Source organism: Methanolobus psychrotolerans, from assembly GCF_002243045.1.
In the GTDB taxonomy this organism is placed as follows: domain Archaea; phylum Halobacteriota; class Methanosarcinia; order Methanosarcinales; family Methanosarcinaceae; genus Methanolobus; species Methanolobus psychrotolerans.
The window spans coordinates 80,769-101,620 of the sequence record NZ_MBKP01000005.1; the positions used below are offsets into that span (position 1 = coordinate 80,769).

20 protein-coding genes and 1 pseudogene are annotated in these 20,852 nt (G+C 37.9%); 7 read left to right on the forward strand and 14 right to left on the reverse strand.

Translation table 11 applies throughout. The features are described 5' to 3' along the window. The first annotated feature begins 133 nt into the window (after positions 1-133). From BB781_RS02725 to BB781_RS02730, 3 genes are all read left to right on the forward strand, one after another. On the forward strand, positions 134-301 hold the full coding sequence (locus BB781_RS02725) for a hypothetical protein (RefSeq protein ID WP_242492503.1): 168 nt from the start codon (positions 134-136) through the stop codon (positions 299-301). Between the two features lie 215 nt (positions 302-516). Beyond that, the gene (locus tag BB781_RS15550) at positions 517-672 is read left to right on the forward strand and encodes a hypothetical protein (protein WP_164997755.1); all 156 of its coding nucleotides are present in this window, start codon (positions 517-519) and stop codon (positions 670-672) included. A 158-nt stretch (positions 673-830) separates the two neighbouring features. After that, positions 831-1,187 carry a PEP-CTERM sorting domain-containing protein gene (locus BB781_RS02730; RefSeq protein WP_094226973.1) on the forward strand — a complete coding sequence of 119 codons (357 nt, stop codon included), beginning with the start codon at positions 831-833 and terminating at the stop codon, positions 1,185-1,187. Between the two features lie 271 nt (positions 1,188-1,458). On the opposite strand, the gene BB781_RS02735 is transcribed toward BB781_RS02730, so the two are convergent. The 7 genes from BB781_RS02735 to BB781_RS02765 all read right to left on the reverse strand — a co-directional run bounded on the left by BB781_RS02735 (position 1,459) and on the right by BB781_RS02765 (position 12,218). Next, on the reverse strand, positions 1,459-2,799 hold the full coding sequence (locus tag BB781_RS02735; protein WP_094226974.1) for a bile acid:sodium symporter: 1,341 nt from the start codon (positions 2,797-2,799) through the stop codon (positions 1,459-1,461). A 2-nt stretch (positions 2,800-2,801) separates the two neighbouring features. Then, on the reverse strand, positions 2,802-3,950 hold the full coding sequence (tsoY, locus tag BB781_RS02740) for a selenoprotein TsoY (protein ID WP_094226975.1): 1,149 nt from the start codon (positions 3,948-3,950) through the stop codon (positions 2,802-2,804). A 578-nt stretch (positions 3,951-4,528) separates the two neighbouring features. Further along, complete coding sequence (gene mtaB, locus BB781_RS02745) at positions 4,529-5,908, reverse strand: methanol--corrinoid protein co-methyltransferase MtaB (protein WP_094226976.1); 1,380 nt, start codon at positions 5,906-5,908, stop codon at positions 4,529-4,531. A 10-nt stretch (positions 5,909-5,918) separates the two neighbouring features. Continuing rightward, positions 5,919-6,683: a methanol--corrinoid protein MtaC gene (mtaC, locus tag BB781_RS02750; RefSeq protein WP_094226977.1), complete on the reverse strand. Its 765-nt coding sequence runs from the start codon at positions 6,681-6,683 to the stop codon at positions 5,919-5,921. 637 nt (positions 6,684-7,320) lie between these two features. Continuing rightward, complete coding sequence (locus BB781_RS02755; RefSeq protein WP_164997756.1) at positions 7,321-10,446, reverse strand: PAS domain S-box protein; 3,126 nt, start codon at positions 10,444-10,446, stop codon at positions 7,321-7,323. A 307-nt stretch (positions 10,447-10,753) separates the two neighbouring features. Then, positions 10,754-11,518, reverse strand: coding sequence for a methanol--corrinoid protein MtaC (gene mtaC, locus BB781_RS02760; protein ID WP_094226978.1), 765 nt, complete (start codon positions 11,516-11,518; stop codon positions 10,754-10,756). Positions 11,519-11,849: 331 nt separating this feature from the next. Next, positions 11,850-12,218 (reverse strand): VOC family protein, encoded by a 369-nt coding sequence (locus BB781_RS02765; RefSeq protein ID WP_094226979.1) that lies wholly within the window; start codon positions 12,216-12,218, stop codon positions 11,850-11,852. Between the two features lie 164 nt (positions 12,219-12,382). Between BB781_RS02765 and BB781_RS02770 the strand changes: the two genes are divergently transcribed. From BB781_RS02770 to BB781_RS15260, 4 genes and pseudogenes are all read left to right on the forward strand, one after another. Further along, positions 12,383-13,294: a DMT family transporter gene (locus tag BB781_RS02770; protein WP_164997757.1), complete on the forward strand. Its 912-nt coding sequence runs from the start codon at positions 12,383-12,385 to the stop codon at positions 13,292-13,294. Positions 13,295-13,447: 153 nt separating this feature from the next. After that, positions 13,448-13,780 (forward strand): carboxymuconolactone decarboxylase family protein, encoded by a 333-nt coding sequence (locus BB781_RS02775; protein WP_094226981.1) that lies wholly within the window; start codon positions 13,448-13,450, stop codon positions 13,778-13,780. Between the two features lie 190 nt (positions 13,781-13,970). Further along, entirely contained in the window at positions 13,971-14,291 is a 321-nt protein-coding gene (locus BB781_RS02780) for a DUF6951 family protein (RefSeq protein WP_094226982.1), read from the forward strand. A 57-nt stretch (positions 14,292-14,348) separates the two neighbouring features. After that, positions 14,349-14,471: pseudogene (locus tag BB781_RS15260) on the forward strand (IS1 family transposase); the annotation flags it as partial. A 32-nt stretch (positions 14,472-14,503) separates the two neighbouring features. Here BB781_RS15260 and BB781_RS02785 read toward each other — a convergent pair. The 7 genes from BB781_RS02785 to BB781_RS02815 form a co-directional block, all read right to left on the reverse strand. Then, entirely contained in the window at positions 14,504-15,823 is a 1,320-nt protein-coding gene (locus BB781_RS02785) for a PAS domain-containing protein (RefSeq protein WP_242492504.1), read from the reverse strand. A gap of 349 nt (positions 15,824-16,172) precedes the next feature. Further along, a complete protein-coding gene (locus BB781_RS02790) occupies positions 16,173-16,496 on the reverse strand; it encodes a DUF6951 family protein (protein ID WP_094226983.1) in 324 nt (107 codons plus the stop codon). 318 nt (positions 16,497-16,814) lie between these two features. After that, complete coding sequence (locus tag BB781_RS02795) at positions 16,815-17,615, reverse strand: formylglycine-generating enzyme family protein (RefSeq protein WP_094226984.1); 801 nt, start codon at positions 17,613-17,615, stop codon at positions 16,815-16,817. Positions 17,616-17,975: 360 nt separating this feature from the next. Beyond that, entirely contained in the window at positions 17,976-18,308 is a 333-nt protein-coding gene (locus BB781_RS02800; protein WP_094226985.1) for a DUF6951 family protein, read from the reverse strand. A 40-nt stretch (positions 18,309-18,348) separates the two neighbouring features. Further along, positions 18,349-18,681 carry a DUF6951 family protein gene (locus BB781_RS02805; RefSeq protein WP_094226986.1) on the reverse strand — a complete coding sequence of 111 codons (333 nt, stop codon included), beginning with the start codon at positions 18,679-18,681 and terminating at the stop codon, positions 18,349-18,351. Positions 18,682-19,191: 510 nt separating this feature from the next. Next, a complete protein-coding gene (locus BB781_RS02810) occupies positions 19,192-19,923 on the reverse strand; it encodes a DUF3307 domain-containing protein (RefSeq protein WP_242492505.1) in 732 nt (243 codons plus the stop codon). After that, the gene (locus tag BB781_RS02815; RefSeq protein ID WP_094226988.1) at positions 19,920-20,627 is read right to left on the reverse strand and encodes a SatD family protein; all 708 of its coding nucleotides are present in this window, start codon (positions 20,625-20,627) and stop codon (positions 19,920-19,922) included. The genes BB781_RS02810 and BB781_RS02815 overlap by 4 nt, the downstream gene beginning before the upstream one ends. Positions 20,628-20,852: the final 225 nt, after the last annotated feature.

A 20,852-nucleotide genomic window follows, 5' to 3' on the forward strand; every position in this document is an offset into this window, starting at 1 on the left:
TGGGTGATAACACCCTTATTTTTAGCAGTTGAAACAAAAATTAATAAATCAGGAGTTTCTAGTTTAGTCAGGAGGTTTTATTATAGTTCATATACTTAGATGCAGAGATCTTGGGTTCAATGATGATTTCATTGTGGTAGACAACGATCCTAAAAAAGTTAAAGACAAAATGATAGAGCACGTAAAGGAGAAACATAAGGAAGAATTCGAAGAATTGTCTGATTTTCACCAGGAAGAGATCATTTCAAAAATAGATTTCCTGCTGAATCGTGGCTGTGGCTGTGGCGTACTTAAACTTTAATTAAATGTAACTATTATAAAACGTAACTATTCAGCCTGAGTCACTTCTACCAAGCCGATGTCCTAATCCACAATCAATTCGACAAAACTGTAACTAATGAATTCCCATCTCTGGCACTCATCATTATTGACGCAGGATGCACAGAAAAACAAAACGGCACAACAGAAATTTCCAATGATGCTGTCATCATTCATCTGACATAGGGAGCTTTCACTTTGCCTGATATAGCAGTGCAAAAGCTTGTCATAAGTTCCACGGTTGTTGGTCTGAGTTATTACAACTATGAGAATGAGTTGACAGACAGATACATTAAACTCATTGACGAGGAAACACGCAGTAACTTGCTTGATATTTTTATTTTTGCTGACTAATAAGATATCCGTTTCTTCCAGTCCATGTATGATCTTTTTTCCAGCCCCTATATCTTTTTTAGGATATGGGAAAACACAGATGCAAAATATTATATTTTATTAACTAAATACAAATGGGTTATATGTAATAATCTGCACTCAAACAGGAAGGAGGTATTATGGCAAAATACGTAGCAATCATCTTTGCACTGGTCTTTATCGCAGCGGTATACTTACTTACAGGAGAGCCACTGGCTGTCCTGGGAGCTGCAATCGCTGTATCCTTCGGGGTTGTATTATACCGGCAGAAACTCAACGACAGCTGGAGAGGCACCATCACCGAGCAGAAAGAGGAAAAATACATACAGAAGGATTATGATGAGAATGATAACGTTACAACTTACGAGGAGTACAGGACATATTCTTATGTCAGGCTGGACAACGGCAAGGTCAAAAAAATGGAACTTGGTCCCGAATGGTTAATCGGTGACGTGATCGAGAAAAGAAAAGGAGAATACGGGTTCAGAAAAAGATGAGAAGTTTAGACTATGTAATAGGCTTTTATTAGGCCTGCAATGTCTATTTTGCATCTGGATATCTAAGTTGTTCTCTAAGCATTGCCCACTTTAGCCTGTTCTAATATAGCAAAGATGGTGGATAATAGATACTTTTTAAAAAATCTATAAAAGCACATTATGAATCCTTTTTAATTCTTATTAAGGCAATGAACATGAAAAAAGGATTAATGTAAACGGAAAAGAAAAGGAGGGGACTAAAAAACATCCCCATTGGTATAAATAAAAACTTTCATACACTAGTCTTCAATTTATCCAAAATATCTGCTTCTGTGATCACTCCTTTAAAGTTCCCTTGTTCATCCGTGATCAATACTTTATATGTATGCTTTCTTTTCATAAGGGTGATCACTTCCTTAAGAGGTACCTTTTCGCTCATTTTCAAAATCGGCTGTAATGTTACTGTTTTTAGTTTCTCACTCATCTCAATTCCATCAGCTAAGAAATTGATGATCATCTCTGATGTGATCATTCCGATCGGGCTTTCGTTCCTGTCCAAAACTGCAAGGGAATGTATGTGTTCTTCATCAAGCAATTTTATTGCATCATGAAGGATTGCTTCTTCAGAAAGTGCAAAAATACCCTGTTCCATGACATCTTTTGCCCGGTCCATTGTCTTTCCGAAGATGGCACTTGTGAACTTAACATACCATGCAGCAGACTGAACCTGAATAATATATGCCAGTGCAATGACCAGAGCTATATCAGAACCCTGTGGGCCAAAAACGGTCATGGCAAGAGCAAGAGCAATGGAAAGATTACGCATAACAGTTCCGTACACTAAAGCAATCCCATCTTCCCGATTGAATAACATTTTTGCTGCAAGAGTACTTATTATAAAATTGATTGCATAAAAAATGACCAGGGGGATCAACAAATTAAACAGCATCGTTGGCTGTGAAACAATGGTATTTGATTTGAGTGCCATTGCAACAAAAACAATACCAAGAACTCCCAGTGTGGAAATCATCGGGAATTTGTTCTTTATATCCTTGTGATATTTTGCCTCACCATATTTCCAAATAATATATCTCTGGGTTGCATAACCAGCGATCATTGGTAAAAATACAATAATTGCTATTTGTTTAAAAACACTGACTAGGGGTATTTCAATAACAGTTCCCATCAGCCATTTGGCGTATAAAGGAGTTGCTAAAGAGCCTGCTATCAATCCTATAACTGTCATTTTTATTGCAGCATTCAGATTCCCTTTTGCAAACCCTGTCCATGAGATTGTCATGCCACTTGTAGGAAGTAAAGATGCAAGAAGCAAACCTAAAGCAATTAAAGGTTCATCCGGAAAGTAAATTTTTCCAATTCCAAAAGCTAAAAATGGGATTATCCCAAAATTAATTATCTGTGTTACGACCTGTAATTTCGTATCACCTTTTGAAAAAACCTTTTTAAATTGGAGATTTACCATCATCGGATAAACCATAAGGAACGTAAAAGGTATAATGAGAACTCCCAGGAAAGATGGATCATAAATAGAGCCATACGCAATTCCAAGTATCATAGATGCCGGAATGCTATAGATCAAGTTCTTTTGTAAAAAGGATATTCTTTTCCACATATTTAATCCTCACAACCAACTTTAGTATTTTCAGATACAAAACATCTGATATGCTTTACAAGTAATTCAAAATACAATACGATAGTAATTAGCATTGTCAATGCAAGAATTGCGTAGAATAATGCGTTTGTCAGGATGATATCATAGGCGAATGCACCAAGAACTACAAATGCAACAAATGGACAGATCAAACCCCATTGTGTTATATAGAACTCTTTGAAATGATTCTCCTTAAAATACTCCTTCAATAAAGATAGCCCAAAAAGTAAATACCATACTTCGAATGCAAATGATATCCCAATTACTAAATAAAAATATGCTCCTAAGTTGAATCCATGGTGATGCTCAAGAAAATGACCAATTCGAAATGCACTTAGGGCAAAAAGGGTTATGTTAGGTATTACAATAAGGAAACTAGGAAGGAAATATTTATCAGGAAGTCTGCTTGATTGAAAATGGCTTTTAAACAATACAACCATCTTTACAAATAATAAAAATATTCCCATCGAACCAGAGATCATACTCATAAAAGCGGCACTATTTGCAATTGAGGAGTTATCAGCCATCGCAGCAATACCAGTTCCAACAACTGAGAGCATCCCTAATAAGAACGGATGCAAAAGCCATCCAAAATTGATTTTTGTGATATCAAACCCCTTTCTAAAAGAAATACCTAAAAGTTTGATCTCAGTAAACATCACAAGCAGGAATACCAAAGACCAGAATATCATTGCTGGAAACATCATACTCTGGAAATTAGATGCTAAACCTGGAATGAAATATCTGATAGGTCCTATAAAAACATTCATTGTCATTAATAAAGAGATCAATGGTGCAAGAATAGCTGTATTTGTTAAAGGGTTCTCTATTAATTCTTTATATTTGTCTGTTTTCATCCACTTGAATAATTTAATGGTAAACCAGATTGTTAATATGAAATGAAGGAAAGTAAATAGGATCATTGTAGTCTCAAGTGAATAATAATAAATATGAGAGATATTTGATAATTCCTGTGCCCACAGTTGAGGTCTTGTTATGAGATCGCTTCCATGTTCTATGGTGTACTGCATCAGTACAAAAGGCATTACTGCAACTCCTCCTGCCCCAAGTGATGCTAAGAATGCCAAAGGTGTAAAGTTCTTTAGTTTCATTGTACTTTTTCCTGCTTTAATAATTGTTAGTTAAAGCTCATATTTGAGCTACTGGCTAAATTGATGATATCTAATGAACAAGAGGCTATGAAACGGATATTAACTTCATCTAACATACTTAATCAAATAGTCACATATTCAAAGACTCTTTAACATATTTTTATTTAATACTAATACGAATTGTAAATATTATTTAAAGGCTTTTGAGTGCAGATAAAATATCATGAAAAAAAGAAGTACTCACCATATATGTTGTCTTTTTGGCAACTAAAATGACCGGAGAATAACGGATAATTAGTTGAGAATTACGACTCACTCTTTTACTAACAGAAAGAGGAGCTCAAGAAAGAATTCAAATAATAGGGATCAAAGGCTTTACAGATCTGTATAAATACACATGCCATAAAAATGAAGGTTGTGGAGTTGGAGGTAGAATTGATGGCGTTGTGACCCGTTTTTTCTGTAAAGCCTATGAAATTTATTGTGGAGTTAAGTTTGAATTGATAATTGGGATAAGTTTTCGTTTTTGAAAGTAAAAGAAAGAAGTTTTTCCTAAGAAAAACTTCTTAATACTACATTTAGAGAGCGTAGTTCTCTGGCTTGAATACTGGAACTTCTGCTTTGTACTTTGCCATGCAGTCGCTCATGAATGTCTCGGACTCTGCAGTGAGTGCCTCGAGTTCTGCGGTTGCCTTTGCAAGTGCACCGAGTTCGAACTTTGTCATTTCGAGACCGGTGGAGGTGTTCAGGATGTTGCAGCATTCTGTTGCAGCGTTCTTTGCACGGAGGTAGATGTCGTTTCCGTCCTTTACGATTGCCTGTCCTACCTTGTATGCGTTGTCGTATGCAAGGATGTAGGACTGTGGGTCTCTGAACCTGTCGGAAGCCATGAGGAGGTCTCTGAGGATCTTCTCGTTACCGGACTTCAGTGCAGTGTTCATGAGTGCACAGTCGTAGTTGAGTGACTCTGACCAGCACTGTACGGTTGTACCACCGAATTCACCGTGGTATTCGACAGACTCGTTTGACCAGAGGTCACAGCACTGCATGATAAGGTTACCCATGACATCTGAGTGTGCACAGGTTGAAGTCTTACCTTCAAAGGACATTGGCATACCAGAGATTGCTTTTACGATGATGTTCTCGTATCCACAGTCTTTTCCTGGGCCAATTGCGCCAGCCTCGTATGCTGCGAGTGATCTTGGTGCTGCAAGTGTTCTTGCGATGATTGCGAGTGTGTGTGCAAGGTTCTTGTCAAGGAGACCACCAGCAATGAACATTGCAGTGTTTGCCTGTGCACAGTCTGTATCACCAGCAGCGGTTACGCCCTTCTGCTGAGCAACCTTTGCGATCTCCTGCCAGAGGTAGTCCATGTCCATGGTACCAAGGCAGCCAATTGCGTAGAGCATACCTGGAACGTCGTTCCTGAGTACTGCATAGTCGAAGACTTCTTTTCCACCCATTGATTCAATGGACAGGAGGTCTGCGCCGCTCTCTGCGACCTGTTCGAAGGACTCCATGACAACAGCCATCTTGTCGCCTCTGAGTGCGAGGAATTCCTTTGTTTCTCTAACGTCACCAGGGGTGTGTCTGAGTGCACATTTTATACCATATTCTTCATGGTACTCTTCCATGATGGTCTTCTGTGCGTGTGCAACAGCTGCTCCCCATTCTGGGTGGTTTGTCATCTGCTGGACGTGTTCTGTCTCAAGTACTACGGATGGGAAACCGACCTGGACCATTCTTGCCATAATGTCTTTTGTGATCCTCTGGTACTCGTTTACGAGTTTCTCTTTGGTTTCTCCTGCTTCTGGTCTTGGTGCGTAGTTAACTTCTGCAGTTGTGTAGCCTGCACCGATCTCAAGGTCAAGTCCTGCTTTTACAGGTTTCTTTGCTCTACCGAATACCATTTCGTCAGCTTCGGAGTAAGCCATTGTTGTGAATCTGTTAATTGCCATTTTTGTCACCTCAGTGGTTGTGGAATTTAGCTCTCAGGTCTGCAATAGTTGCGCCCTTAAGGATAGCATCTGCCATCTTTGGTGCATCTGCTGCTTCTTCACCATATACTCCAAGTGAGTAGGTTGAAACGAAGTCCTGGTTTACAGCTCCGCCACCACATGCGAATGGAAGGCTGAGTCCACCCTCAACAAGACGGTCGTTGACTTCCTTGAATGCATACATGGTGGTTGTCATGAGTGCTGTTCCGGTGAGCATCATTGGCTTTTCTTTCTTTACAGCTTCGATAACTTCATCGACTGGGCAGTCACGGCCAAGGTCGACTACTTCATAACCAGCTGCTCTAAGAAGGGCTGCAACGATTGATTTTCCGATGTCGTGTACGTCACCCTCAGCAACGTGGACAACGATCTTGCCTTTTGTTTCTGGGCTTGCGCCGGATTCAGCTTTACAGAACTCGATACCTTCAAGCATTGCATCTGCTGACATCATAACGTTTGGCAGGAAAATAATACCCTGGTCGTAAAGGTCAGTTACTACCTTCATACCTACCATAAGTGCATCATCGATGAGTGCAATTGGCTCTTTACCTGCTGCTATAGCTGCTTCAAGACCTTCAATTACATCATCTTCTTCACCCTCAAAGATCGCTTCTGCGATTGCACGGTATAACTCATCTTTTGGATAGAGTTCTGCTGCCGCCTCTTCAGGGGTCATTGATTTTTCCATTTTAACATTGTATCTTATCAGGATACCTTCTTTGTCTACTATTAACATTCTATACCTCCTTCAATTCATTAGTCTAGCTAACTGAGCTTGGATCAAGCTCAATCCAATCTACACAAAAAAGGTTCTTTTGAACCTCAAATATGCACTTTTATTATCATATATAAATGTTACTTAGGAGCTATACATATATATAAACATAATCATTTGATTCAAATTATAATGAATCGAATCTATACAATATATATGGCATTTGATGCTTATTTTGAATGCATACTTTTGTAGTGTACTTTTGTATCTAATATTTGTAGGCTAATCTTTTTATATATCTCTTCAAAAGATACGAATATATACTATTATATAAAGAAATGTACTATACAACATATGTAATACATAATAATGTCCGAATATTTGTAAGTATGACTCTGATAGATGCTTGTTTTTATATGAAGTGAATATTCATAAAAAAGTTACGATTAAATCTAAAGTAAAATTTAAATATGACTTATTGTGCACTTTTATTTGTATATGCACAAAAATTAAAACAGTAGCCCTGAAAATTAGCAACCAAAAAACTATATACAAAGAAAAATGTAAATGTAGCTAAATATATTTGTATTTTTTATTGTGATAGCTATAATAACAATTCATAGGAAAAGCAGATTTACACCACTTAAAGCAAAAAAAATCAGAGATATTCTCTGGAGACGCATATCGTTACAGGATTTTCATTAAGTTGCCCCAACGAGCAGCGCATCTCAACAGATATAATCTCTTTCGAAGAAGATTCAAAAGGTATTGTGCAAACATGTGCCTTACCGCTGAGAATGTCCTTCAGCACAGATGCTGCTTCAAGGAATCTCTTTTGTGGGTAAAGATTAAGAAAACTCATACTCACAACTTCATTTTCAGAATAACCAAGTCTCTTACATGAATACGGATTTGCATAAAGTATGCAACCATCATTATCCAGCATGAAAACCAGATCTGTCATCGACTCAAAGATCACCTGCAGATTCCGGATATCTCTCTGCACGTCGGCCTGCTCACGCATTCGACCTATAACAGGCCCTATCTGAGAAGCAATAGCTTCCAGAGATTCACGGACATCAAACGGAACCTCATAAGCACTATGTGAAGCAAGCATCAATATAGCTACCGGCTCCATACCATACCTGACAGGTATCAGGGCAGTGGCTTCAAGACCTTCATAACTTAACTTATCCCCGGGAGTCATGGACATAAGTTCATAATATCTTGTATACAGAGGATATTCGGTTTTAAGAAGCCGTGAATGAATGGATTTACCACCGTAGTGCCTTGTGCTTTTAATAAAATCAGAGGACAAACCGGAATGAGCCACTATATTCATATCACCGGTCATCTCATCGACCAGATAAAGAGCACCGCAATCCAGATTATCCATCTGGGAGGTGAACTCTACAAGTTGGGAGAACATATCACCTACATCACCCAGCGGACTGAAAAGTATACCCATATCTGAGCCTATCTGCATGAAGTTCTTCACATTTTTACGCTCTGTGATATCAACAATAATACCTTGTATATACTGCAGATTTCCTTCAGCATCACGTTTTAGAACCGATCTCTCATCTACCCACCTGACCTCTCCGGATTTAGTGAGTATGCGATACTCAAACGACAGATTATCCTCGCCAGAGAAGATATCATATTCCAGTGTGAGTCTCTCCATATCAGATGGATGAATTATATCACCGTAAAGTACCTTGCCGGACATAAGTTCATCAGCCTCATAGCCAAACTGGGAAATGTTCTCTGAAACAAACTCAACTCTCCATTCCTCATCAGGCTTCCAGAAAAATACAACTGCAGGACTGCTCTTGATTACGGTCTCCAGGACTTTCTGAACTTCAATAAGCTCAAGGAGTTCCTTTTCTTTTTGTTTCTGGTCAGTAATATCCCTGATAATAGCCATAATAGCAGGCCTGCCTTCATGGTCTATGATGGAGGAGTTTATTTCTGCAGGTGTATTCTTTCCTTCTTTTGAGACAAACTCTATCTCATACTTAAGGGAAGCCTTGCGGTTCTTTTCAAGGCTCCTCTTGAATTTATTCATAACAAGACGCTTGTATTCAAGTGACAGGAAATCTTCAAATGACCGGTGAAGTATTTCAGCCCTGGAAAAACCGGTAATTTCACAGAATTTCATATTGGCAAATACAAGAACTTCATCCTGTACCACTATGATACCATCATTCCCTTCTTCAACAAGTGTGGAATATTTTTTCTCGGAAGCCTTGATCTCTGCTTCAGCAAGCTTTCTTTCCGATATATCTCTTACAGCCATCATTACAGAAGGTTTTTCCTCGTGGACAATGAAAGACAAACTTATTTCTGCAGGGAAAGCATCACCATTTTTTTTAATAAATTCTATTTCGTTATTCCGACGAATACTATGCCTGTCTTTCAGGACTTTCTTAATGCGTTTGCTTATCATGCGCTGATAATCGATAGGCACATGATCCATGAACTCATTTTCTTGCAATTCTTCCCGGGAATAGCCTGTTAATTCCGAGAATTTGGAATTGGCAAATTTGAAAATCTCATCCTGAATAATAATTATACCGTCATTTCCCTTTTCCACAAGTGTAGAATACTTCTCCTCTGATGCTTTAAGCTCCGCTTCAGTTTTCTTTCTTTCCGAGATGTCCCTTACAGCCATCATCACAGAAGGCCGGTATTCATGTAATATATAAGAAATACTTATCTCAGCAGGGAAGGCAGTTCCATCCATTTTAAGAAACTCGATCTCATCATTTCTCCTGATACCACGTTTATCTTTGAGGACTTTCTTTAAACGTTTTGAGATCATGCGGTGATATTCCAGAGGAACGAGGGACAGAAGATTTCTTCCATTGATGTCATTTTTATTGAAATCCGTCATCTGGGAAAACTTGGAGTTTACAAAGCTCAGCGTTTCATCATAAATGATAATAATTCCGTCATTTCCTTTCTCAACAAGTGTGGAATACTTTTCCTCAAATGCCTTTAGCTCCATTTCAGCTTTTCTCTGGACTGTAATATCCTCTATTGAAAGAAGAATATGTCTGTTGGAATCCATTCCAATATCAAGAATTCTTCCAGCAAAGCGCATTGTCCTGCTGCCAAGATCTTCAACATTACAGTCGATTTCAAGATTATCAAAGAAAATATTATCAACCAGCAATCTTTCCAGGAACAGTTTCAGTTGTGGACGATCCCAGTTTCTTCCATAAATATCAAAAAACAGCCTGCCTTCAATTTTCTCCGGAAAAGTTTTGAAAATCTCATAAAAGTACCTGTTGGCAGAAAGAACATGTAATGTATTGTCAAGTATCAAAAGAGAATTCTGTATGCTATCAACTATATGTTTACAATAGTTATTTTCCTGCTCAATTATGGCGTATTTAGAACCAGGATTTCTTGTTACGAATACAAGTCCGTGAAGAAGACCACTTCCGTCCTGTAAAATCTTGAAGGTCTTTTCAATGACCTCACATATCCTGCCATCGTTGGCCTGTATTCTGTAACCAGTTGAAAAATATGATTTCTTGTGGTCTTTTTGGAATTGACCTAAATCTTCGTTCAGCTTTTCCAGATCTTGTGAATAGACAATGTCGGAATAATTTATTTTCCCACATATCAGGTCCGCGGGTGAATAACCTAAATGAGAGATGTTATCTGAAATGGATAATACTGATCTCGTATCCTTATTATCCCAGATTATAGAAAAAACAGGACCAACACTTATCAGCTCTGCGTCCCTTAGGCAGGATGGATTTATATTTCCCATGAGATTATCAGAACTGATGATATGACCTCCATTTTCATTATTATATATTCTTACGACATTACAGATATGTTTTCTTTAGTTACAGGCATTAGATAAAGCACACTTATGTACAAGCATCTAATTAAAAACTAATTTCCAGCATCTTTATTCTTCCCTAAAAAAAGGAGATATTAAATACATGGAAGTTGCAGATTAATATTTGGCTCTCATCTGAATTATGTACTTCCTTCAATCCAATCTACACAAGAGGGATATATCTTTGGATGTGAGCCACCTGTCCTTTTCTGTTTTTTGTGCATTAACACTTTTAGTGTACATGAAATTGTTCCCTTAGTTCTTCGATACTTTTGTTCTTGAGTATCAGATCTGCAATTTTAGGGACTATTGCAGCATCTTCACAATATATTCCAAGTTCATAATTCATTACAAAATCCTGGGTTACAGCTCCTCCGCCACAAACAAACGGTATCCTTATATCGTTCTCAAGCAAACGGGCATTAACTTCCATAAATGAATACATTGTCGTAGTCATAAGAGAAGTGCCAGTGAGCATAATAGGTTTGTGTTTCAGGACAGCACTTATAACTTGATCTGTAGGCACATCGCTTCCAAGATCTATAACCTCATATCCGTTGGATTTCAAAAGCACAGTCAATATCTTTTTACCGATATCATGGATATCCCCTTCGACAACATAGGATACAACTGTTCCCTTGCATTCATGGTTTTTTCCGGATATCTGTTTACAATGTTCGATCCCATCACTCATGGCATGGGATGCAATTATCACATCAGGAAGGAAAAGAAGCCCCTCATCATATAATTGAGATACAATACCCATTCCTACCATCAGGGCATCGTCTATCAGGGATATAGGGTCTTTACCGGCTTTTATTGCGTCTTTGAGAGCAACAATGACCTCATCTTCATCACCCTCAAAGACTGCTTCAACAATATTACGTAGCATTATGTCAGTAGGGAAAAGTTCTCTTGCAACCTCATCAGAGGATAGTTCACTCTCGAGTTTGACATTGTATCTGACAAGGATACCTGTAGGATCTATATCCAGCATTAAGCCTCCTTTAATAGATTTCGTGTTTTCTATACGGCCTATGTCTGCTTACAGGCGAGTAAACGACCGTAATAAATAATTTTTGTATATACACGTTACTAACGGATAGTTTAAGTGTGAGTCTGATATGTAAAGGTAACGTCTAAAAACAGATAATTTAATTTATTATGTTTGCTCGTGAACGATAAAACAATAAAATAAAAAACGAGTGTAACAATTAATCTGTTCCTCTGCCAGCAAAATTGTCACATATCAGGAACAATGAGGGATATAATAATGAGAGGATATGTTGCAAAGCCTGATGTTGCATATTTTCATTCAGCACCTGTCCTTATTTTGCATTTTTATTCTCTTCCCACAGACCAAATAGGTTTCCTTCAGTATCAGGGCATATTGCAAGATATCCCCATCCAGGCACAGGCATTTGATTCAGTACCTTACCTCCTGCCTTTTCTATGTTTTCTGCGTATTCCTTTATAGAGGAGACTCCTATGTAACCGGCTATTCGCTGGTCAGGCTCGCCACGGAGACCCATTCCACCCCCTATGGCCTCTTTTCCATCCAGTCCAGTTGTCTGGAAAAGGTAATAATCCATTTCTGGAAATGGTTTTTCAAATTCCCATTCAAAAAGATCGGAATAGAACTTCTTTGCACGCTCAAGCTTATCTGTCGGTATGTCAATATGAACAAATGTTGGCATTTCCTGACCCCCGGTAAAATTTGGATATAAAAGAATTAATACTTTTGCATTAAAAGCAGCTCATTTAATGTGCATTCAGCTAGATTAGCATGTTTTTTTATCACTGTTTTAAGGCACCTTACACCACCAAATCCTATATAACCCATATCACCATTTCCCATCTGATGAGCCCGTCAACTAAAAAACCATATGTTGAACTTGTTACTGGCTCTGTTCTGTTTGGCCTGATGGGCGTTTTTGTTGATTACCTGGAAGCTATCCCGACAGGACCGTTGATCTTCTACAAGCAACTCTTTGGTGTGCTTTCACTACTGATATTCATAATAATCACTGGAAAATTGTCCCAGATCGTACCTAGGAAGAAAAAAAGATGCCTATTATTGCTCGGGTTTATTAATACTACTACTATTTTCACATATTTTGTCTGCATAAAATATACAAGTTTCTCAGTGGCAATACTAATGCTTTACACGGCACCTATGTATGTTACCCTGCTCTCGCCGCTCATACTCAAGGAGAAGATTACCCTCAAAGGGATAGTAGCATTGATACTATCACTTATCGGACTTTTATTCATTGTTGATCTGAGTAATGTTACTGCAGGTTTAACAACTGGCAACGGGTACATAATAGGCATTGCTTCGGGAGTACTCTCTGGTTTTTCTTTTGGTAGTGAAATTGTTACTATCCGCTATATTAAAGATGATTACTCGAGCGTTGCCCAGTTATTCTGGTATACCTTTATAGGCGTGATACTGCTTCTGCCATTTGCTGGCAAAGTCTCAGAACCAGTGTTTATAGATAATCTGAATATGCTAATAATCTTCGGTGTTGTTAACACTGCCTTGGCAGCATTGCTTTATGTAAGTGGTATCGCACAAATTGAAGCGCAAAAAGGCAGCATCCTGGCGTTGATTGAACCTGTAAGTGGCATCTTTTTTGATTACACAATCCTGCATACACCCTTAATTGCAAACACTATTATTGGTTGTGTCTTCATCCTGCTCGGTGCATATGTTGCTGTAATGGAGAAAAGTCCCAGAGTATTTGGCAAATACTTCAGGATACAGGTATGAAGCCATTATACCAGGCATATTTTCTGGCAGGAAGAAAATGAATAATTAGATTTAAATATGTATTTCAACATATTTTGAATTAATTGGCATTTAGTTCATAGAACATATGCCGGATTTACAGTGTTAACTATATAAAACTGCGGAGATTATAAAATGAGAATGCTTGAAGAGTTCTTCCCCGAATTTACCAGTAAACTTGATGAAATAGACAAACTCTATGCCGAGAAAAGGCCAATTGATGAAAAAACATACCAGTTCCTATGCTTTGCACTTTCCATCAAAGCCAGGTCAAAACCATGTGTTTTGAAACATTTCAAAGGTGCTCTGGAAGCAGGAGCCACAGTAAAAGATCTCTCATACATTTTTGCGCTTACTATGAGAGAGGCAGCAGGTGCAGATGATTGCTGGACACATGATGTGATCGGGGACTGGAAAGAGATCTTGAAAGGAAATATCTGTTGCAGTTGTTCTGGTGACGAAGAATAGCTTTTATAATGTGGCATCAGTCACATTACTTTATTTTGATAGCAAAAAAACGGAACTGCTGAAAAACAGGTGTTTTTTGATTTTAACAAAAACTTTTAAACCTATCTTAATCCCACATACTATACTTAGTTTTGGAGTCATATCACATAAAAAGAATGTAATCCAACAACATTAGTTCAGGAGATAAAACATGCCATCGAGTGTAAAAGTAAATTCAACAATATGCGGTTTTAAACATAAGATCAGTGGCCAGCTTGAAGGAAAAACGGTAATAACTGATATCGAAACGGATTGTGCCAAGGTAGCCAAGATGTCACATATGGAAATACCCAAAAAGCAAACACTCAACATTAAGGAAAATTATGCCATGGAACAGGCAAAAGACACTTGTTGTTCTATCTGCATTGTTCCTGCTGCAGTTATGTATGTGTGTAAAATGGAACTGGGCATGCTTTCAAAAAATCTGGCAAAAAAGGTAGGTGCGGTAGATATTGATTTCAGTGAAACTTAATACATTTGGCTTTGGTAATCATAGATAGATATGTATTAAGAGGGACTATATTTCAGCATGAACTATCCCAGGTGTGAGAGTTCCAACCACAAAAAGAACGGTAAAATAAGTGAATGCCAACATTACAAATACCATGATTGCGGATATAAATATACAGCAGAGATAAAATCAACTGCTAGTATTAGCTCCTAAATCTCAAACAATAGAAGGTTTTATTTAACAGATGTGTTTGAATTAGTATTATTATCCTTTCGTTCCGTAATATCCTGGATAACACCCATATAATGTGTCACAACCCCATCATCATTACGCTGAATGAATGTTTGCTCTTCCACCCATCTCTCATCTCCGGACTTAGTTCTTATCCTGTATTCCTTGACAAAGACATTTCCACCTTCTTTGACAACATCTGAAAGTTCTATTTGGATATAAGGGAGATCCAAAGGGTTGATTATGTCACCATAAAGGATTTCTCCAGAGAGGAAATCATCAACTGAGTATCCAAACTGATCTATGTTATCTGAAACAAATTCAACCGGCCAAAGCTCATTTTCGTCGTCCGGATCTGCGTTCCACAGAAAAGCTATTACAGGACTATGGTTAACAATAGTTTCAAGGGCTTTCTTTCTTTCCAGCAGTTCAGCCTGCTTTTCAAGTGCCAGTCTGAGGGCTATTTCATTTTCTTTCTCCTTTGTGATATCCTGAACAATTCCCTGAAAATGAGTTACATTTCCATTTCTATCCCTCAGGATAAAAGTTTTCTCACTCACCCACAATGTCTTATTGTCTCTTGTTATTATGCGGTATTCCTGATTATAAGTATCACTGCCACTATCACACTGCTCTGCAAGTGTTTTTTTAACCATTTCATAGTCATCTGGATGTATCAGGTCACTATAAACGATACGGCCTTCTACAAAATCCTCAACTGGATAACCAAGTTTTGAAACATTATCGGAAGCATAATCTGCAGGCCAGAACTGCTCGTTTCTCCACAGGAATAACATGATAGAACTATTATTGATAATTTCTTCCAGATGCTGCTTTTTTTTCAATACTTCTTGAAGAGTTTGTTCTTGTTCTTTTTGCTCAGTTATATCGAAGATCGTACCCTGGTAATGTGCCACATTACCAGATTTATCGCGCAGTACATAAGTCCTCTCATTAACCCAGCGTACTTCACCGGACTTTAAGATTATCCTGTATTTGTGGTCGAAGAAATCAACTCCTTCCTGACATTGTTTTGTGAGAGATTCCCGCAAAATATTCAGATCATCCGGATGAACTATGTCAGCATAAAGAATGTCACCGGAAAGAAAGTCATCTGCTGTGTAGCCTAAAAGGTTCACGTTACCTGAAACATATTCCACAGGCCAAAGCTCCTTTTCATTATCCGGACCCGCCTTCCAGAGAAAAGAAATAACAGGACTGCTATCTCTTATCATTTCAAGTTCCTCTTTTCTTTCAAGAACCTTACTCAATGCACTTTCAGAATCTTTCTTATCATCTTGAGCTGATTTATTAGACTTCATATAACTCCCATTTTATCATTTGCTTGATTAGTTAATAAGACTATCCAACATAGCTTCGGTAGAAAAAGTTTGAAATTTCTAGCTATCTTATTTAGAGAGACGACTGTAAAGATTCAAGAAACAGAGCTTAGAATAGCAATCTCTGCTGGCTTACAAAAATGACAGCCAATAATAATGAACTTTATTATTAATGTGGTGCTGTAAAAGAGAAGAAGCTGCAGTCTTACTATGTATCCTATAACAGTTACACTGCGTGTATCTAATATAATATTTTATGCAAGAGGAAAATATGGAGAACAAGGAACAAAAAGTTATCAAAAAGCAGCTTAATTATTCATAATCAGGAATATCAGCCCTCTTTGAACTCAATTGTCATTGTTTCCACCTGCTTTGCAAGGCTCTTTGCGATCATCCCTGACTCCAGCCTGCAGACGTGTAAAACACCTGTAGGTAAGATACATCCGGGACAGCAACGAGCTTTCTGAGCTCTGTCCATCACATAATTGTCCTTGATGTCCAGGGTTTCCATCATAGGAACTTCCATGTGCGACATTTCTTTTACCTTTGAACAAGGTGTTTCAATATCTATGATGATGTTCTTCCCATCAAGCTTTCCTTTTACTATATGTATGAAGCCACAGATGCTTGAGTTTACGTGTACGACCGATTGCATGTAAAATCCCCTGTTTTCCAATTCCTAGTATGCTTTTTGCAGTGAAAAGTAATCAGTGTGTATTTAGTTTTAATTGGATTGATAAAATGCAAGAAAAACTTTAGTATATATAATGTAATTCACAACGTGAATATATGTTTTTCTCTCAAAACAGGTCTGGTTTCAAACAAAATAGATGAGGTTTTAGTTTTTCCTACATTTCTTGGAAAAAAGAAACGAATTGAACCTGGAATTTACAAGATCAGAAAACAAATAGAACTATAAATAGAAATAGAAATATAACTATAAATATATGAGGAAACTATAAGCAGTAAGTTATTAAAGTTCCCTTAGAAGACGGAATCCTGTAAATCCCATACGATCGGAGGCAATGTTGGCGCTGCGAAGTGCTGACCGACAGTATCTGGACAGGCTGCTCCAGCAACCTCCACGATCAACACGGAGGGAAGTGGTGCTATACTTCCAGGCACTACCATCTACAGGAGAACCTTCGAAACTTGAATGCCATTTATCCTCACACCATTCCCAAACATTGCCATTCATGTCATACAAACCCCATGGATTTGGCTTCTTCTGACCTACCGGATGAGTCGTTTTTCCTGAACACCATCCGTACTCATCCAGATCGGATTCATTGTCTCCAAAAGAATACTTGGTTGTTGTACCTGCTCTGCAGGCAAACTCCCACTCGGCTTCAGATGGCAAACGGTATTTATCAGTACCCTCTTTTGCGTTCAGTTTATTAACAAACTCCTGTGCATCATTCCATGAAACCTGCTCTACTGGGTGGTTATAATGTCCTTTAAAGAAAGATGGATTACTACCCATTATCGACATCCATTCTCTCTGTGTTACCGGATATTTTCCAAGATAAAATGCTTTTGAAATTGTAACTTCATGAACCGGTCTTGCAGTAACATCCTGTTTTGAACCCATCATGAACTTACCTGCAGGAATGAGTACAAATTCCATTCCTATGGAGTTTGTATAAATTTTGAATAGATTCTCATTCTCAGATGCTTTAACATATCCTTTAGTAATTTTTTCAGTTCCATTTTGTTCACTATTATACCTGTTATTGCGTTTATCAATCCGATTTACTGTTTCACAATGAACCATATTCAACACCTATGACATTGTATCGGGTAATATTGCTCTGGTCATTTCTTGCTTCAGGAATCAAATGAATTTCGGGCACATACAGAAAATATTATACCAATAACTACAATTGAAACAGAATAAACTTAGATTACTTTCTAAAATTCCACTGCAAAAGAATCCCACATAATGACACTCTCCCAAATTGCCATTATTGTCCTTTTAAGAATATATATCTTAATTATTGTTAGTTTTTGCGCCTCAGCTTCAATAACAATTTATCCTTTATACCCTGAGACTTTTTGTTTATAATAAAGATATTTAATTCTGAAAGTTTGAAATGCAGTCACACCAAAAATATTCATATTTATCTGAAAATATTCATTCAATCTTCTCAATGAAAATCTCCACTTTATGTATTTTTTTTACGAGGGTCTTGGATACTTTTTCATTTTCCACCCAGTATGCATTCATTACTGTTGCAGGAACATAACAATTCTCACATATACTGTTCTTCATGCTCTTCATAATAAGTTCATAGTAAGGAATATTCTGATTTGACATTTCAGTGTTGGGAAGATCAAAATCACAGCCCCATTTTTTCAATTTATCACAATCTGTTTCGATATGTATATGCGTCTTCCTGCCTTCAGTGACTGCTGTTACGTAGGTCTTATATCCGCAAAGGGACTCTACTGACATTGTTACAACCATATGTATCTTCCATTGAAAAACGTTGTTCAGGGAGTGCTCCTCACTTTATCTCTTCAAACGTTATATTCACACTCTTGTATTTCTTTACGATATCTTTGGAGATCTTCCCATTCTCTATCCAGTAAGCACTCATCACCGTTGGCGGAACATAGCAATTACTGCAAATTGAGTACATTTCCATTTTTTTGTTAAGCAGATCAAAAGCTACATCTCTATCCATAAGATCCATTTTTGGGAGATTGAACTCATTCCCCCATTTTTTAATCTTTGCACAGGTAGTATCAACATTTATACGTGTGTTTTTACCTTCGTGCTGGGCAAGTATCGTTGTTTTGTTCCTGCAAATATTTTCCAATGAAATAATAACTGTCATGATATGCAACTCTGAAAATGCATGGTAATTGGCTTTGAAGACTGGGCTTTACATTATATTAAATATTTTTATGTTCACAACATGCTTTAACCTTTCGTTAAACACCTGAGAGCAAATAGTAACCAAAAATAATATTAATGAATTTTCTTAATAAAATATGGAAACGGAAATCTTTACCCTTGGTTTTTCGAAACCGGTCTTCTTATTGGGGAGATACAGTTCGTTTTTAGTAAAGATTGAATTGACGGCATATAAGGGTAACGTATCAACCGGCTTCACATTGAAAGCAGGGATATTGCGTCTTTTTCCAGCATGATGAAAGCTGGTGGCTTAGTCTGCTCATCATACACCTTCTGAAATGGTTCAGGTTTATTGCCCTGTATCTCAGTTTTGTTGCTATATCTATATTTTCACTTTTTCACTCTAATCGGCAGTTAATATCTTACTCTGTAATATTTAAATTTATGTATCATGGGTTTCAAGCATATATTGACAAACATAAAGCAGAACTTATAAACCAATCCCCAATCCCCACTTGGTAATTATGCCTATAAAAACAGCAATGGTAAAACTCAACAGGGTGCCTATCAGTATATACTCACTCACTTTCCGATCCGTTGTGAACCTGAATATGGACTTGGCAGTTACAAGCAAACCAATTGCCTGATACTGGTCAAGCAGGACAAACGTAAGGAGTAAAAAACGCTCCAGCCGACCTATCCATAGTCCGGCATTCAGCAAACCTTCACCATCGTTTCCCTCTTTGTCATGCTGCCAGGGCTCAGTAAATTTCCCAATTACTATTCCACTTGGCCAGATCACAACTATGTAGGCAACAAGCAGTACCCACATTTCAGTTCCGGCAAATGGAATAAATGACAGTTCCCCTACAACACTCAGTGGTCCCGTGATCAGGGTCCAAACAACAAGTATTGTAATAATATGTGCCATCTGGTCAAGAATGAACCATCTCAGATCATCTTTCCTTGTGGACTTGAAACCATCTATAAGTATGTGGGAAACTGTGTAAGCAACAAACAACCAGATATAAGTGAAAGCTCCTGACAGGACATATGCAAGTGAACCTGCGATCAATCCATGCATGTAAAGCCATCGGGAACGCCATTTATTCTCAAAACGGTCATCGACCATAGACCTGCTCTGGAATACAAAATCAGCAAGCAAATGTGAAAGAATTAGTTTTGCAAGCAGTGAAACATTCAGAAGGTCGGTGTCCATCATTTATCACTCTTTACAAATGCATCCGGATATTCAAATAAGTTTTCATAGTTCGTGAGGAACTTTTTGACAGCATCAAAACCTGCGGCTTTCAGGCTCTGGGATATAGTAGACTGAGACTTTCCATGCCTTGAAGCTATCTCTTCCTGTGTTGAACCTGAAAGTCTCTCCAAAAGTATCTCCTTCTGGACATTTGTCCACCTCCCGGCAATGAGATCCAAAAAAACACATTGCACTTCAAGCATCAGATTCAGTGCCTGGTTTGAAGTAACGATCATCAGATTCTGATCTTTTTGCTTCATGCCATCAAGAGTCTTGCCAGAAAGCCTGAAAGCCACACCATCCGCTTCTCCCACATTACCGGACTCAGGAATATAGTCAATTGTCCCAATACCGATGGAAATGCGTGCAGCTAAGTCCTTTGCATCCTTATTAAACAAACGGAGTCTCAGGGACAGGAGGACAGAAGCAAGCAAAGCACACTCCGGCCGGGTAAGAACTACCTGAAAACTATCGCCTCTGAATATCCCGAAAGGCAGGAGAATAGCATCCTGAAGCTGTAACTGTTCTTTTATAAATGTGAAAGACTCACGCAAATAGGACAGAAACAACTTCCGGTCTTCGTATTCAAGTTCTGAAGATCTTACCAGATCCCCTGTTATAACAGCACATAAGTCATCTTTGTAGATTATAGCCTTCAGCCCCATTTCGTGGAAAATATTTCTTGGAAAACATTGCTTATATTATTGTAAATAATAGCAGTTTTAGGACTTATTATTAAGTATAATAAGTAATTAAACTTATATTTAAGTATTACAGGCCATAATACTTATATTTTATTGTTGCAAAATGATGACGAGTTATTAGCCTTATGTAACTGCAAACCAAACTGAATCTAAATAAATGCGTATATAGTTGAAAATCAATTATTA

Bases quoted from the DNA above. Each gene is read 5' to 3' on its own strand.
- BB781_RS02730 (WP_094226973.1), top strand. From the start codon at position 831: ATGGCAAAATACGTAGCAATCATCTTTGCACTGGTCTTTATCGCAGCG.
- BB781_RS02735 (WP_094226974.1), bottom strand. From the start codon at position 2,799: ATGTGGAAAAGAATATCCTTTTTACAAAAGAACTTGATCTATAGCATT.
- tsoY (WP_094226975.1), bottom strand. From the start codon at position 3,950: ATGAAACTAAAGAACTTTACACCTTTGGCATTCTTAGCATCACTTGGG.
- mtaB (WP_094226976.1), bottom strand. From the start codon at position 5,908: ATGGCAATTAACAGATTCACAACAATGGCTTACTCCGAAGCTGACGAA.
- mtaC (WP_094226977.1), bottom strand. From the start codon at position 6,683: ATGTTAATAGTAGACAAAGAAGGTATCCTGATAAGATACAATGTTAAA.
- BB781_RS02755 (WP_164997756.1), bottom strand. From the start codon at position 10,446: ATGGGAAATATAAATCCATCCTGCCTAAGGGACGCAGAGCTGATAAGT.
- mtaC (WP_094226978.1), bottom strand. From the start codon at position 11,518: ATGCTGGATATAGATCCTACAGGTATCCTTGTCAGATACAATGTCAAA.
- BB781_RS02765 (WP_094226979.1), bottom strand. From the start codon at position 12,218: ATGCCAACATTTGTTCATATTGACATACCGACAGATAAGCTTGAGCGT.
- BB781_RS02770 (WP_164997757.1), top strand. From the start codon at position 12,383: ATGAGCCCGTCAACTAAAAAACCATATGTTGAACTTGTTACTGGCTCT.
- BB781_RS02775 (WP_094226981.1), top strand. From the start codon at position 13,448: ATGAGAATGCTTGAAGAGTTCTTCCCCGAATTTACCAGTAAACTTGAT.
- BB781_RS02780 (WP_094226982.1), top strand. From the start codon at position 13,971: ATGCCATCGAGTGTAAAAGTAAATTCAACAATATGCGGTTTTAAACAT.
- BB781_RS02785 (WP_242492504.1), bottom strand. From the start codon at position 15,823: ATGAAGTCTAATAAATCAGCTCAAGATGATAAGAAAGATTCTGAAAGT.
- BB781_RS02790 (WP_094226983.1), bottom strand. From the start codon at position 16,496: ATGCAATCGGTCGTACACGTAAACTCAAGCATCTGTGGCTTCATACAT.
- BB781_RS02795 (WP_094226984.1), bottom strand. From the start codon at position 17,615: ATGGTTCATTGTGAAACAGTAAATCGGATTGATAAACGCAATAACAGG.
- BB781_RS02800 (WP_094226985.1), bottom strand. From the start codon at position 18,308: ATGGTTGTAACAATGTCAGTAGAGTCCCTTTGCGGATATAAGACCTAC.
- BB781_RS02805 (WP_094226986.1), bottom strand. From the start codon at position 18,681: ATGACAGTTATTATTTCATTGGAAAATATTTGCAGGAACAAAACAACG.
- BB781_RS02810 (WP_242492505.1), bottom strand. From the start codon at position 19,923: ATGATGGACACCGACCTTCTGAATGTTTCACTGCTTGCAAAACTAATT.
- BB781_RS02815 (WP_094226988.1), bottom strand. From the start codon at position 20,627: ATGGGGCTGAAGGCTATAATCTACAAAGATGACTTATGTGCTGTTATA.